Annotated in this window: 11 protein-coding genes; 5 read left to right on the forward strand and 6 right to left on the reverse strand. The window is 48.0% G+C overall.

Features of this window, described 5'->3' with window-relative positions; translation table 11 throughout:
* The first annotated feature begins 48 nt into the window (after nucleotides 1-48).
* Together QZT80_RS02005 and QZT80_RS02010 are read left to right on the forward strand one after the other, a co-directional pair.
* The gene (locus tag QZT80_RS02005) at nucleotides 49-1,038 is read left to right on the forward strand and encodes a MoxR family ATPase (RefSeq protein ID WP_295117087.1); all 990 of its coding nucleotides are present in this window, start codon (nucleotides 49-51) and stop codon (nucleotides 1,036-1,038) included.
* Between the two features lie 15 nt (nucleotides 1,039-1,053).
* Nucleotides 1,054-2,400 (forward strand): DUF58 domain-containing protein, encoded by a 1,347-nt coding sequence (locus QZT80_RS02010; protein ID WP_295117089.1) that lies wholly within the window; start codon nucleotides 1,054-1,056, stop codon nucleotides 2,398-2,400.
* A 71-nt stretch (nucleotides 2,401-2,471) separates the two neighbouring features.
* Here the strand turns inward: QZT80_RS02010 and QZT80_RS02015 are convergent, their stop codons facing one another.
* Complete coding sequence (locus tag QZT80_RS02015) at nucleotides 2,472-3,251, reverse strand: DUF5602 domain-containing protein (RefSeq protein WP_295117091.1); 780 nt, start codon at nucleotides 3,249-3,251, stop codon at nucleotides 2,472-2,474.
* A 194-nt stretch (nucleotides 3,252-3,445) separates the two neighbouring features.
* Here QZT80_RS02015 and QZT80_RS02020 point away from each other — a divergent pair, with 194 nt between their 5' ends.
* The gene (locus QZT80_RS02020) at nucleotides 3,446-6,475 is read left to right on the forward strand and encodes a two-component regulator propeller domain-containing protein (protein WP_295117092.1); all 3,030 of its coding nucleotides are present in this window, start codon (nucleotides 3,446-3,448) and stop codon (nucleotides 6,473-6,475) included.
* On the opposite strand, the gene QZT80_RS02025 is transcribed toward QZT80_RS02020, so the two are convergent.
* From QZT80_RS02025 to QZT80_RS02035, 3 genes are read right to left on the reverse strand one after another with little or no spacing between them, the layout of a single operon-like run.
* Nucleotides 6,476-7,258 carry a LytTR family DNA-binding domain-containing protein gene (locus QZT80_RS02025; RefSeq protein ID WP_295117094.1) on the reverse strand — a complete coding sequence of 261 codons (783 nt, stop codon included), beginning with the start codon at nucleotides 7,256-7,258 and terminating at the stop codon, nucleotides 6,476-6,478. It lies immediately after the preceding gene.
* A 1-nt stretch (nucleotide 7,259) separates the two neighbouring features.
* The gene (locus tag QZT80_RS02030; protein ID WP_295117096.1) at nucleotides 7,260-8,372 is read right to left on the reverse strand and encodes a histidine kinase; all 1,113 of its coding nucleotides are present in this window, start codon (nucleotides 8,370-8,372) and stop codon (nucleotides 7,260-7,262) included.
* Complete coding sequence (locus QZT80_RS02035; protein WP_295117098.1) at nucleotides 8,369-9,424, reverse strand: histidine kinase; 1,056 nt, start codon at nucleotides 9,422-9,424, stop codon at nucleotides 8,369-8,371. Before QZT80_RS02035 ends, QZT80_RS02030 begins: the two co-directional genes overlap by 4 nt.
* Nucleotides 9,425-9,697: 273 nt before the next feature.
* Here QZT80_RS02035 and QZT80_RS02040 point away from each other — a divergent pair, with 273 nt between their 5' ends.
* Nucleotides 9,698-10,546 (forward strand): hypothetical protein, encoded by an 849-nt coding sequence (locus QZT80_RS02040; protein WP_295117100.1) that lies wholly within the window; start codon nucleotides 9,698-9,700, stop codon nucleotides 10,544-10,546.
* A gap of 615 nt (nucleotides 10,547-11,161) precedes the next feature.
* Here QZT80_RS02040 and QZT80_RS02045 read toward each other — a convergent pair.
* Both QZT80_RS02045 and QZT80_RS02050 read right to left on the reverse strand, forming a co-directional pair.
* Complete coding sequence (locus tag QZT80_RS02045; protein WP_295117102.1) at nucleotides 11,162-11,872, reverse strand: LytTR family DNA-binding domain-containing protein; 711 nt, start codon at nucleotides 11,870-11,872, stop codon at nucleotides 11,162-11,164.
* Complete coding sequence (locus tag QZT80_RS02050; RefSeq protein ID WP_295117104.1) at nucleotides 11,869-12,897, reverse strand: sensor histidine kinase; 1,029 nt, start codon at nucleotides 12,895-12,897, stop codon at nucleotides 11,869-11,871. The genes QZT80_RS02045 and QZT80_RS02050 overlap by 4 nt, the downstream gene beginning before the upstream one ends.
* A gap of 223 nt (nucleotides 12,898-13,120) precedes the next feature.
* On the opposite strand from QZT80_RS02050, the gene QZT80_RS02055 reads away from it, so the two are divergent.
* On the forward strand, nucleotides 13,121-13,903 hold a 783-nt coding region (locus tag QZT80_RS02055), incomplete at its 3' end, for an alpha/beta hydrolase (protein WP_295117105.1).

Genomic DNA, 13,903 nt, shown 5'->3' on the forward strand with positions numbered 1-13,903 from the left:
AAAGCATTCTATAAAAGTATTTACCATTTTTATTTAAAAACAAACTAGATGGAAACAGAAGTAATTGATAGTTTTCAGCCACGGGCCGACTTTTCGGCGCTGCACGAAGCAGTACAGGCAATAAGGAGTGAAGTAGGGAAGATAGTGGTAGGTCAGCATGAAATGGTAGACTTGCTTATTACCGGCCTGCTGAGCAGCGGGCATGTACTCATCGAAGGTGTGCCCGGCGTGGCCAAAACCCTGGCCTCCAAACTGCTGGCCCAAACCATTGATGCCAAGTTTTCGCGTATCCAGTTTACACCTGATATGATGCCGGCCGATGTGCTGGGAACTTCTGTGTTTAACCCGCAGTCGCGCGAGTTCGAATATAAACGCGGCCCTATTTTCGGAAATATTATCCTGATAGATGAGATTAATCGGGCCCCCGCTAAAACGCAGTCGGCGCTGTTCGAAGTAATGGAGGAAAGGCAGATTACCAACGATGGTAAAACGCATATACTCGACGCTCCTTTCATGGTGATTGCCACGCAAAACCCCATCGAACAGGAAGGTACTTACCGCCTGCCCGAAGCACAGCTCGACCGTTTCCTTTTTAAAATAGAAGTGAAATACCCTGCGCTGACAGATGAATTTACCATGCTCAAAGCCAATCACCAGCAACCGCACGGTCACCGTACCGATCATATGGTGAACCGCGTACTTACAGCCGCCTCTATCGGTGAGTTGCAGGCACAGGTAAAAAAGGTGCATATCGACGATAAATTGATTCAGTACATCGCCACGCTGGTACACGAAACCAGGATGAACGCATCGCTGTACCTGGGCGCTTCGCCGCGTGCTTCCATTGCGGTAATGAACTGTGCTAAAGCTGCCGCGGCGATGAACAATCGTGACTTCGTAACGCCGGATGATATTGTGAGTATGCTGCCACACGTGCTGCGCCACCGTATTATGCTGTCGCCCGAGCGCGAAATGGAAGGTATTACGCCAGATGAGGTGATTGCCGAAATACTGAAGGCCGTGGAAGTGCCGCGTTAAAACATCCGTATTTACATGCACAGACTTAAGCAATTATTTGATTCGCTGTTTTTTGGCGCCAGGTTTTACTTCGCTTTGGGTGGGGTCATACTGGTTTTTATACTCGCATTCTTCTTTCCGGTACTGCTGGTTGTGGGTAAAACGGCCTTCTGGCTGCTGCTGCTTTTGTTGCTGGCAGATATGGCTTTGCTGTTTATCCCACGCAAGCCGGTATTGGCCGAAAGGCAGGTGAGCGACCGCCTCAGCAACGGCGACCCTAACAAGCTGGTGATACGCGTTGTGAGCAAAATGCGTTTTCCTGTGTCGGTAACGGTGATAGATGAACTGCCTTTCCAGTTCCAGCTGCGTAATTTCGAACTGAAAACGAAACTGACACCATCGGCTAATGAGAAGGTGGTGGAGTATAACCTGCGGCCCACGGAGCGGGGCGTTTATCAGTTCGGGTTTATTAATGTCTTCGTAAAGTCGTTCATCGGTTTGTCGAGGAGAAAGATCGTTTTTCAACAGGAGCAAACGGTAAAAGTATACCCGGCCTTCCAGCAAATGCGCCATTACGAATTGTATGCCGTGCATAACCAGTTGAACGAATATGGTGTACACACCCGCCGCGCTATTGGCCATAGTATGGAGTTTGATCATATTAAGGAATACGCCCAGGGCGACGATGTGCGTACGCTTAACTGGAAAGCGACCGCCCGCCGCGGCACACTGATGGTGAACAACTTTATGGAGGAACGCTCGCAGCAGATATATTGCCTTATCGATAAAGGCCGTACCATGAAAATGCCTTTCGACGGGCTCTCCCTGCTGGACTATGCCATTAACGCTTCGCTGATTTTTAGTAAAGTAGCATTGAATAAGGGCGATAAGGCGGGCCTGGTCACCTTCGCTGAGCAGAAGGTGGAAGTGCTGGCCGCTGCTAACAAAAAGGTGCAGCTTAACAAGATACTGGAAATGCTGTACGCCCAGCAAACACAGTGGCAGGAAAGCGATTATGAACGACTGGCGGTAACGCTCCGTACTTCCATTTCGCAACGTTCGCTGTTTATCCTGTTTACCAACTTTGAGTCGATGAGCAGCCTGCAGCGCCAATTGCCTTACCTGCGTAAACTGGCACAGTACCATTTGTTGCTGGTTGTGTTTTTTGAGAATACGGAAGTGCATAAACTCACTACCAGCGAGGCCCTTACTATAGAAGATATTTACGTGCAGGGCATTGCACAGAAGTTCTCGTATGAAAAAAAACTGATCGCACGCGAGTTGTCTAAATACGGTATTCTTTCTTTGATCAGCACGCCGGCCGGCCTAACGGTGGACCTGGTGAACAAGTACCTGGAGCTGAAGTCGCGCGCTTTGTTATAAACGATATGAACATAAAAAGGAAGCGTCCCGGAATTTGCCGGGACGCTTCCTTTTTGGGGAAATTATGCATGTTATGAAGCAGTTCTGTAAACAAAGCCATCGAGAATAACTTCTGTAACTCCGTTTTTACGGGTAATACTCCATTTGGTAGGATAATATCCGTTAGCCTGGAACTTAGTGGGCTGCGGAATATCCTTGCTGAATGTACCGTTTACGGTTTTGATGAAGTCATGCGTGATCATCGGTTCGTAAAAAATCACTTTGGCATCGAATGAACCGAAGAAGAAGGTTTCAGTGAAGTTATGCGGAGGTACTAATTCGGGTGAATTGGCATTTATCCAGTGTGCGCCCATTGCCGGAACACCGCCGCCGGGATTGATGTACACGGCCGGCAGGTAACCCTGTGCTGGCGCATTGTCAAACTTCGCTTTATCCTGCTCGTAAGGTTTGATCTTCAAACGGTCGGCTTCGCTGATCATGTAAAAGTGATAGTCGAAGTGTGGTTTGTCGTAAATGCCTGGAGGCTCGTGCCCTGCCGGATTCCAGTCGAGGCCGATGTGTGTGAACGGAAGTACTTTGGCTTTAGCATGCAGCTTTAATGAAAAGCTGTTCGACATGTCGTGGCCGGGAGGCATGTTCTGAGGAAAAGGAACACTGTTAAATGCGGCATCGGTAATGGTTACGCCAACCTGCAGTGGCTTTTCTTCATTGTCCAGTTTAACCCATGTCCACGCTTTACCATCATGAAACTTTACTTCGGGGCCTTTAAATGTGCCGCCTTTACTGTCGTCTTTATCACAGGAGGTGAATGCGGCCGCCAGCAGTATAAGCACCGCTAGGATCTTTTTCATACAAACGAATGTTTTGAGATTAATAAATAATGTACCGCAAAGATGCCCCGCCACGCATCGATTTAAAATAACAGCCTGAACCAGTTGAGGAAAATGGCGCATAGACCGTTTTTCTTTTTACGGTGCGCGATGAGTATATTTGATCAGCTTTTCCCTGACAGTATATGGTTGCGAAACGCATCTTGCTCCCCCTTTTGTTTTTTGTCCTTGCCTCAAATGCCTTCGCGCAACAGGCCAGGCAATACGTGTTCAGGCACCTCTCTACCGCTAACGGACTTTCTTCAAATATCATCACATCTATTCTGCAGGACCATCGCGGATATATGTGGATGGGTTCCAATAACGGTTTGCAACGCTACGATGGCACCACCTTTCTCTCTTTTAACCGCCAGCCTGGCAACATACATCCGTTCCCTAACGACTATGTAGGTTTACTTTATGAAGATGCGCACCGTCGTTTTTGGGTGGGTACGGGCGATAATAAGCTGGGCCTGTTCGATACCCGTACCTTTAAGTTTACGGAGGTGCCGGTGAAATGGAGAAACCGTAATAACATTTACATCAATAAAAGACTTACTGAAATAAGAGGCGAACTGTTAATAATCACCCAGGAAAACGGGATGTACATGTACGACAGTGTGGCCAGCGAGTTTAAGCAGGTATCTGACTTTATACCAGCACCTGCCGGCTGGAGTGTGAATAGCATTATTGATGATAAGAAATCGGGAAAGATGTGGATCTCCTGTGCGCAGGGGGTGGTGATGTACGATCCCGCTACCAAACACCTCAACTACCGCGGTCACAACCCGGACAATGATCCGTTTATTAACTGGTACCAGCATTTCAAAAGCACACACTGGCTAACACTCGATAAAAACCGCCGCCTTTCTTTTATTACCTGGGAACCTGGCAAACCAGGTCCTTACATCTGCGTATTCGATCTTACCACTAACCGTGGTCACGATTACAACCTGCACGCTGCTGTTAAAATCGGTTACCACGAGGTGTTCGGGCCGCTGGTGCAGCGTAACGGGCGTGTATGGTTCCATGGTTATCCGTTTATTGCGGAGTTTACCGGCGATACTGCCCGTCCCTTTTTATTGGTCCGTAACGAGTATACCAATGAAACCAGTATTAAGTTCGACCGGGTCGATAATCTGTATGAAGACCGGGAACAAAACCTCTGGGCCGCCTCTGATAATGGGCTATACATATTTAACCCCGATGCCGAGGTGTTTAAGAATTATACCCCGCAACACTATAACGATAAGCCTGCAGAAGTTGCCGTGCAGGCTGTTCTTAAAACGCAGAGCGGAACAATGTGGGTGGGCACCTGGGGTGGCGGTTTATACTTCTACGATAAAGAAATGAACCCCATTCCACCGCCGCCGGGCCTGGACCCTAAGCAGGCGCCCATGGTATGGAACATCAAGGAGCAGCGGGATGGTAAAAGAGTTTGGTTGGGCCTGCAGGACGGCCGCCTGCTTGTATACGATAACGAAAAGAAAAAGGGCACTTACCTCGAACCTCCCATCCTCCAGAAAAGTACTGTACGTGAGCTGGTAGAAGATCAGCAGGGAAATATGTGGATAGGCACCCAGCGTGGCCTGCTCATCAAATGGGACCGCAAAGCCTCCGGCGATGATCCCACTAAAGGATATTCGCTTGTAATGAAGGAAGGCCTGCAACACCGCCTGTTCTGCGATAAGCAGGGTTATATATGGGCAGGCTGCCAGGGATATGGCCTTGCGCGTATAGATGCAACCACCGGTGCGGTGCTGAACCGCTACAACGCCGAAGGTGCCGAAGGAAAGCGGTTATATGAAAACACGCCGCACGATATTATTCAGTTGAACGATAGTATGTTTGTTGTGAGTACCGGCGCTTTGAACGTACTAAACGTCCGAAGCGGTGATATAAAGATTTATACCACGCAACAGGGCCTGCCCTCTAACACGGTGTTCGGTTTGGTGCAGGACCGTAGCGGTTATATCTGGATGGGCCTTGCCAACGGACTTTGCCGCATGAACCTCGAGAAAAACCTTTTTACTTTGTACGACCGGCGCGATGGTATTACCTACGACAACTTTGCCGCCATCGGTGCCGGCAGTTTGCCGGATGGCCGCATCGTATTTCCCTCTGACCATAACTTCCTGATGTTTGATCCCGAACGGATGCAGCAATCATCGGCACCGCGTAATGTAGTCATCACTTCCTTTAACCTCGAAAACCAGCCGCAGTTGGTAGACTCACTGCTGGCGCTGGAAGATGTGGCGCTGGATTATGACCGTACCTCTATTACCATCGGCTTTAGCTCACTCATCTATCTTAACCCCGATAAACTCACTTACTATTACCAGCTCGAGGGGCAGGATGAGGAATGGATTAAGGCGGATGAAAGACAAGAGGCAGTGTATAATTATCTGCCCCCGGGGCACTACACTTTTAAAGTAAAAAGTCAGAACAGCGATGGCGTATTCAGCAGCGATGTAACCACGGTACATATCCACGTAAATGCCCCTTTCTGGCGTACCTGGTGGTTCTACGGTGCATTAACATTGCTGGCTACGGGCATTCTTTATTGGATAGACAGGGAGCGGATAAAACGGATAATGGGTGTACAGAAAGTACGCTCGCAGATTGCAGCTAACCTGCATGCCGCAGTTAATACGACGCTCAACAATATTAACCTGCTTAGCGAAATGGCTAAGATGAAGGCGGATAAGGATATAACGTTATCGAAGGAATACATTGAACAGATAAGCGAAAAGAGCCGGGAAATGATAGATGCGATGGACGATGTATTGTGGAGCATACAACCCGAAAACGACAGTATGCAGAAAACGCTGTTACGCATGCAGGAGTTCAGCGACGGACTGCAAAGCAGTCATGGTGTTATTGTTAAAATGGCCGTGGATGATAACATCGCTGCCCTTACGCTGGATATGAAAATACGGCAGGATATTTATTTCCTGTTTAAAGATGCACTTAACTACATTTCGCAATATGCGGAGGGCACCATTGTGCTGGTAAACATGGACCTTGTTAAATCGCGCTTCCTGTTAAAGATACATGCGGGAGGCCCCTTCACGGTGGTAGAGGCCGTAGCCGACCAGCGTTACTTCGAAGCTATGCAGCAACGGGCTGCCCAATTGCCTGCCCTGCTCGACATCCAGGCAGATAAACGTGGCATCTCCATCATTCTGCAGGTGCCTGTTAAGTAATTATTTACCCATCCACTTCTTGAAATCGGCTACTTTTTCACGGCTTACCAACGCCTCTTTATCTACCTCTGGTTTCAGTTGCAACATCAGCCGGTTACCAAAGTACTCGTGGATTTGCGATACACTGTTTACCGAAATGAAGAAGGAACGGCTAATGCGGAAATATGTTTCCGGGTTTAGCATTTCCTCCAGTTCGTCCATGGTATAGTCGACTACGAACTTTTTATTATCGAAGGTCTTGAAGAAGTTGAGGCGGCCATCGCTGAAGAAGTAAGCGATATCTTCTACTTCTATGGATACCAGCTTTTGCGCGTTCTTAACCAGGAAACGTTTGCGAAAATCTTTCTGCTGCAGCTTCTGGAACAGCTCGCGGGCCAGGTTGTCCATGTTTACCTGCGCATTGGGGGCGGCGCCGGTAGCGTAATGGTCTTTTAGCTGGTGGTACTTTTGCAGCGCAGCGTCCAGGTCTTCTTTTTGTACGGGTTTAAGCAGGTAGTCGATGCTGTTTACCTTAAATGCTTTGAGCGCGTACTCATCGTACGAGGTGGTGAATATAACGGAGGCTTTTACTTTTACGCGGTTAAAGATCTCGAAACTCTGACCATCGCTCAGTTCGATGTCCATCAGTATGAGGTCGGGGGAAGGATTGTTCTCCAGCCATTCTACCGTGGCGCGGATGCTATCGGTAACACCGGCTACTTCGGCCGTACTATCTACACTGGCCAGCGTTTTTCTTATCTTTTTTACAGCCAGTTCTTCGTCTTCGACAATTAAAATTTTCATATCACTTGTTTTTAGGGGTTAGTATGGAGGGATCTAAGTTGATGGGCCGTTCTACCAAAACGGACCGGTTATTAGGGTGTGCCCATATTAACGGCAGTACTACGGTAAAGTTGCGCGCATCTTCCAACACCTGGAAGCCCTCCTGTTTTAACAGTTGGTACTTCTCCTGTATGTTCCTGATGCCTACTTTATTGGACGGCGCTTTAATCAGTTTCAACTGAAGATTGTTATTCACGGCCAGCTTGTTGCCTGCCATCGCAAAAATATCAATCACCAGTGGCTGTTGTTTGGAAACGATGTTATGCTTCACGGCGTTCTCTACCAGCAGTTGCAGGCTTAGCGATGGCAGCAGGTACGCAGCATACTTCTTGTCCACCTCTATCTGTAACTGAACGGCATCGCCGTAACGGTGTTTGAGCAACTCGAAATATGAACGGATGAATTTAAGTTCATTGTCCAGCGACGAAAGCCCATCTTCATTATTGCGCAACAGGTAGCGGTATACCTTACTCAATTCGTTCAGGAAGAAGTCGGCCTGTTTCGCATCTTCACTGATCAAAGAAGAAAGTGTATTGAAACAATTGAACAGGAAGTGTGGATTTACCTGGTTCTTTAACGTTTCAAACTCCTGGAAAACCGACTGCTGCTGGATCATTTCCTTTTCTGCCATACTTTCTTTCCAGCGGGCCAGTACGTATTCTGCCTCCCAGAATGCGGAGGCAATGAGCGTCATGGATACCGATATAAAGATGGGTACGCGTATGTGCGAGGGACTGAAGTTGTAGCCAAGTATATTAAACCGGTCGTAGCTATAAAACATCGCTACGAAGGTGAGCGAGGTAAGCAGGATGTAGGATAATGCCAGCAACACGAGTCTTAGTACGGTTTGCCGCATATCAGGGTAACGCACCCGCAGCCAGTGCATCACGGCTACGCAAAGGTACCAGCTTATCAATCCCACTACCATCATAGCGGGCACGGAGTAATACCATATTTCGGGGTCGGTCCACAATCGGTCGCCATAAAGCAAATGGTTGAGCAGCACACTAATCACGGGGATCAGTGCAAATACGGTGATCCATTCGGACCGTATGGGCTTCATCCATGCTTTCATCTCTTTAAGCTGTCTTCGTTGATTAATGGTAAAAGTATTACCCTTTCCTGTTCCGTGCTGGTGATCACGATCTCACGGTGGCATAACAGCCGGAATTTGTTGATCACATTGTCTATACCGGCATCGGTTTCCTCGGTAATTTCACCCAGTTTAGGCTGCAGGTTATTCCGTATTTCGAGCCAACCGTTTGGCAGACTGTTAATGTGAATGGTGAGCGGCTGCTCTTTACTCATGGCGTTTAACTGGTAACTGCTTTCCAGCAGCATTTGCAGCGTGAGTGGTGGCAGCATTTGTGCCGCGGCCGAAGGTGTGATGTTTGTTTCCATTTGCAGTGCATCGCCATAGCGGGCCTTCAGGAGTTTGTAGTAAGACTGCGTGAACTGCATTTCAGTAGCCAGCGATACAAACTGCTCGTCCGTACTACGAAGCAAATACCGGTAAACCTTACTCATCTCATCTAAAAAAGCCTCTGCCTGTTCCTTGTTTTCGTGGATAAGGCTGGAGAGCGTATTGAAACAGTTAAACAGGAAGTGTGGGTTCACCTGGCTTTTAAGGCCCAGTAACCGGCTCTGCATATATTCCATCTTTAACTGCGATGTTTCTTTCAGGGTGGTTTGCCATTTATCAAACCCATCGGCCCCCTCATGAATAAAAGTAATGGTGATATTAAATACCATGCCTGCCAGTATGGTCCACTCATACCGCGCTTCGTTCATACGGTAGCCGAACAGGTGGAAGTGGTCGTACCCCCAAAAGATGAGGGTAATACAAAGCGCGGTGCTGACAATGAACAGGAAGATGGCGATAGACAATCGTTTCATGAGCTGCTCGTGTAGCGGAAACCTGTCGCGCAGCGTAACGGCTATCCAGGTAAGGCCCGTCCACAGGATGCTGATGACTACGGCCATAATAAGGCTCGACCAAACAAACACCTTCCATTCGGTAAAGTAACGCACATCAAACATCACCGAGTTGAGTACCAGCAGCATAACAGGCAGCATCCCGCTGAATATCAGCAGGTCCTTCCGGGTATATTGTGGTAAGGAAATCATTTGCGTTGCATACAGATTGATCCCGAAAAGTAGGCATTTTCCCTTGCTGACGGCCCGGCCGGAGGGGTATAGTGAGGATAAAGATGCATGAATTGCAGATTCATATGTATGAATTGGGGATGAAAAATACGAAAAGGTGGCTCCTTTTACCGTATACAGTTCAGCTATGTTTTTCGGCAGTTCATTCAGCCTTCCCTTTTTGGTGATGCTCCTTGTTCGCAACTTTGTAACGGAAACTTGAAAATATATAACCCCGTTAACACCCCCAAAGAAATGAAAAAGAATATTATTTCCAGGCTTTTTACCGCCGTTAAAATACTGTGCATCGCGGTTTGGGCCCTTTCCTGCACCATGCTGGTGGCCTTTAAGGCCGATAAGTTGTATGCCGACGTATGGGCCCAACTGGGCCTGAGCCAGTCGAAAGCCACTACGAACATTAAAGGCAGCTTCCTGTCGGGTTACCTGCAGTTTTACGGTGCCCGTAATATCAAAAACATTGCTGCCGGCGACAGGCAAGCGGTAACAAAGGATTTGCTCGTGTACACCAAACAGTATGTGCAGGGCGATGAGTTCCGCAAAGAGTATGATGCTTACCGCAGCCAGCAAAAGCCTTCAGCACCTGCCCCGCCTAAAACGGATGAGGAAGTGCGCACCAAATACATTAAAGAACTGAAAGAAGGGATTGCTAACCTGGAGAAAGGCCTGCAAACCATGGCCGACCCGGAAATGAAGAAAACGATCGGTGAAACGCTTACCATGTTCAAACAAAACCTGAAAGATGCGGAAGCCAACAAGAGCGATATGTTAAATATGATGATCGAAGGAGAGAAACAAACCTACGACTATCGCAAAAAGGACTTTGATAACGCCATGGAGGCCTGGGAAAAAACCTTTCCGGCCAGCTCCAATGCCTACATTAAACTACGCCTGCAGGAAATGCTGGATGCTACCGAAGGAGTGGACTTTAACGCCCAGCTTACGGAGAAATACGGGCATAAAGTATTCGTAAACAAAACATACGAAAGTAAAAACCCTCACTGGAAAATGGCCTTTCGTGCTGGTAAAGATGTAACTACCACCGTAAGAGGTTTTGCCCAGGAGTGGATAAAGGAGCTGAAATAGTAAGTTTGAATTGGATGTTGATGGAAGCGCCGGTTGTGGAACCGGCGCTTTTTTAATACATGGAGAACAAACCTGAATAATGCGGCGGCCCTTCAGAAACGGGAGAGCGGAACAAACGCCCCGCTCTCTCTTTCAGCGATTGCATTAAACTAACACAAGAGTGCATATGAGACAGATAGGACCAATATTTTTTTCATTGTTCACTATTCCCCTGCAGGAAAAGCGTGTAATCACACATCCTGTTCAGGAATTAATAAGGTAATGGGGAATGATAATGGATGCAGGCGATTAACAGGAAAAGGGATGTTCGTTTACAAGGTTCGAACCAATGAATAAAAGATTGGGTAACAATCCTGGATCGAAAGGCCGCCAGTTGTTCATCTGGTACCGGCTAACGGTATACTGGTCATAGGGGCTTATGAATGAAAGGCCGTCCTTGAAAACCACTGGCTTAACTATCGAATAACTTTGGGGTCAAATGGTAAAACAAAAATAGCAGGCATTTTTTGTTAATGCACAAGGGGAAATACGGTATTTCCCCTTGCGTATTTATACGCATGCCCCCTGATTTTACTGAGTTTGGACTAAACAGGGCTAAAAATATTTTGTTAACGGCTATTTCTTAATGAGCTTCTGGTCGATGAGTTGCATCAGCTCATCACGGTAACTTTTGCTTACAGGCAGTTTGTGAGGGCCTATAACTACTTCATTATTAATGAATGACTGTATTTTGCCCAGTGCAACGATGTACGACTTTTGTATACGGAGAAACCTGCCTTGCGGTAATTGTTCCTCAATGCCCTTCATCGTGGCCAGGGTCATGTATTTGCCCTGGTTGGTATATAGCGTAACGTAGTTTTGCGAGGCCTCTATAAAAAGGATATCCGCATAAAATATCTTCTCGTACCCCTGGCTGCATTTAATAAAGAAATAGGTATCGTCCACGCTGCCAGGCCCGCCCTGCTTGTATTCCATCAATTCGCGGGCACGGTTTACCGCCTTCAGGAAACGCTCGGGCGTAATGGGTTTAACGAGGTAATCCAGTACATTCAGCTCAAACCCCTCCAGCGCGAAGTTGGGATAGGCCGTGGTAATGATCACCAGTGGGCGGGTGGTCAGACTTTTAATGAAGTCGATGCCCCTGATCTTGGGCATTTGTATGTCCAGGAAAATGAGGTCGATCTTTTGAGCGGCCAGTACTTCGCTGGCCTCCATGGCATTGCAGCACTGCGCGGCCAGGTGCAGAAAACCAACATCATTTACCAGCAGCTCCATGCCCTCCCGGGCCAGTGGCTCATCGTCTACGATCATGCAACGGATATTCATTGTACCTGTAAGTTGAGTGAAACCTTGTATATACCATCCCTGTCGGTAATCTCCAGCGTATGTTTGCCCGGGTACAGCAACTCCAGCCTGCGTTTAACGTTTTGCTGTCCTATACCGCCGGGTATATCTTCTTCGGTAATGGCGCTTTTATCCACCGTGTTTTCCACGGTGAGGTTAAACGTATTGTTGGTATAGTCCAGTTGTGTGCTAACGTAGTTTTCGCGGTCGGTGTAGGCCGATACGTGTTTAAAGGCATTCTCCACGAAAGGGATCAGCAGCAGCGGCGCCAGGCCGAAACTATGTACCCCCGCATCTACCTCAAAATCCACCTTCAGTCCCTTGCCCTTACGCAGTTTTTCCAGCGATATATAATTCTGGAGATAGAGAATTTCTTTGTCGATACTGATTTCGTCGGCATTACACTCGTACAACTGGAAACGCAGCATGTCCGAGAACTTGGCCAGCGTATGTGCCGCCAGGTCGGCGTCCTTTTTTATCAGCACATAAATGCTGTTGATGGCGTTAAACAGGAAGTGTGGGTTGATCTGCGATTTCAGGAAACGTAGTTCGTTACGCAGCTGCTCCTGTTCAACCTGCCGCTGAATGCGGTCGTGCCGCAGTTTGTCGCGTACTACCTTGGCGGCAATAGCGATCGCCGTGGTGTATACGTTGGCCAGTAATACATACCGGTAAAAGTCGAACGTAGGGTACTGCTCCATAAAGCCAGGCTTGGTGATGGCTAATGTAACGTGCATAAGCACCTGTATAAATAGCGCGGATGCCATAATAACCAGTGCGCACCATAACGCAAATCTGCCGTAACGCCGGGTATTAAAGTATTTCGGTACCAGCACATACATGCCGATGTAGCCCGCCAGCCCCTGCCCCAGCAGCCATATGGCAGTGGTTAACATCGCATTTAAAAGCGAGTAGTCGTAGGCGGCCATAGAGTTGAACACCCAGAACGTGAAGTACGCTATCCAAAAGAGAACGTGGTGCAGCTTGTACCGTAAAAACCATTTCATGTGATGTAAGTTACCAGATGGCATATAAGTTAACAATATTTATTGACGAAACAGGCTGACCAGAGGATGAAATGCAGCGGAGTATACACTTGGGCCCCGGAGGTGGAGATAACGCCTTAAACAGGCTGCTAAGGGCATTTCAGCAGCTAAAACCATGATTACATCAATATGGTTTCAGGGAGTTGGGAGGCAGCACTTTCTTTGTACTGTTAAAACAACCTTTATGAAACACATTACATTTCACTTCATTTTTTTCCTGCTTTTATGCAACATCAATACGGCCATTGGGCAACAGTCCTTTAAGGACGAGGTAATTGGCAAAGGTCGCCCCATGATATTTATTCCCGGTTTATACTCCGCCGGCGAGGTGTGGAAAGAAGCTGCCAGCCGTTTTGCCGGCAGTTACGAATGCCATCTCATTACCCTCCCGGGTTTTGCCGGTGTGCCGCCGATTAAGTCCGACTCCATACTTGCTACCTTAGCCAACGAACTGGCGGTGTATATAAAACAGAAGGGCTTAAAGCAACCCATTATCGTAGGTCATAGCCTGGGCGGATGGCTGGCTTTAAAAATAGGGGTAACACATCCCGAAGTAGTAGGCGACCTGGTGATCGTAAGCTCGGCCCCGTTTCTGCCAGCTTTAATGGACGCCGCTTCCACTGCCGAAAGTGCGCGTCCTATGGCCACACAAATGCGTGCGGGCATGGTTGCCCAAACACCCGATGAGGTAAGAACTTATCAGAAAATGATGTTGCCCGGCATGATCAGCGATACCGCCAAAGTAGCGGTGGCATTGGAACAAGCGGTTAAAAGCGATGCCGCCACGCAGGGACAGGTAATGTACGAGCTGTTCACCAGCGATCTGCGCCCCGCTATTGGGATTATTCCCACTCGTATACTGGTTATGGGCGACTGGGCCGGTTATAAAACTTATGGTGCCACCAACGCCAGTGTTACCAAAGCTTTTACCGATCAGTTCGTACTCGCACCACGCACCAGCGTCGTG

This window comes from uncultured Chitinophaga sp., assembly GCF_902168175.1.
In the GTDB taxonomy this organism is placed as follows: Bacteria; Bacteroidota; Bacteroidia; order Chitinophagales; family Chitinophagaceae; genus Chitinophaga.

What these genes read in the sequence shown, in the direction of transcription:
- QZT80_RS02005 (WP_295117087.1), top strand. Translation starts at nt 49, where the DNA reads ATGGAAACAGAAGTAATTGATAGTTTTCAGCCACGGGCCGACTTTTCG.
- QZT80_RS02010 (WP_295117089.1), top strand. Translation starts at nt 1,054, where the DNA reads ATGCACAGACTTAAGCAATTATTTGATTCGCTGTTTTTTGGCGCCAGG.
- QZT80_RS02015 (WP_295117091.1), bottom strand. Translation starts at nt 3,251, where the DNA reads ATGAAAAAGATCCTAGCGGTGCTTATACTGCTGGCGGCCGCATTCACC.
- QZT80_RS02025 (WP_295117094.1), bottom strand. Translation starts at nt 7,258, where the DNA reads ATGAAAATTTTAATTGTCGAAGACGAAGAACTGGCTGTAAAAAAGATA.
- QZT80_RS02030 (WP_295117096.1), bottom strand. Translation starts at nt 8,372, where the DNA reads ATGAAAGCATGGATGAAGCCCATACGGTCCGAATGGATCACCGTATTT.
- QZT80_RS02035 (WP_295117098.1), bottom strand. Translation starts at nt 9,424, where the DNA reads ATGATTTCCTTACCACAATATACCCGGAAGGACCTGCTGATATTCAGC.
- QZT80_RS02040 (WP_295117100.1), top strand. Translation starts at nt 9,698, where the DNA reads ATGAAAAAGAATATTATTTCCAGGCTTTTTACCGCCGTTAAAATACTG.
- QZT80_RS02045 (WP_295117102.1), bottom strand. Translation starts at nt 11,872, where the DNA reads ATGAATATCCGTTGCATGATCGTAGACGATGAGCCACTGGCCCGGGAG.
- QZT80_RS02050 (WP_295117104.1), bottom strand. Translation starts at nt 12,897, where the DNA reads ATGAAATGGTTTTTACGGTACAAGCTGCACCACGTTCTCTTTTGGATA.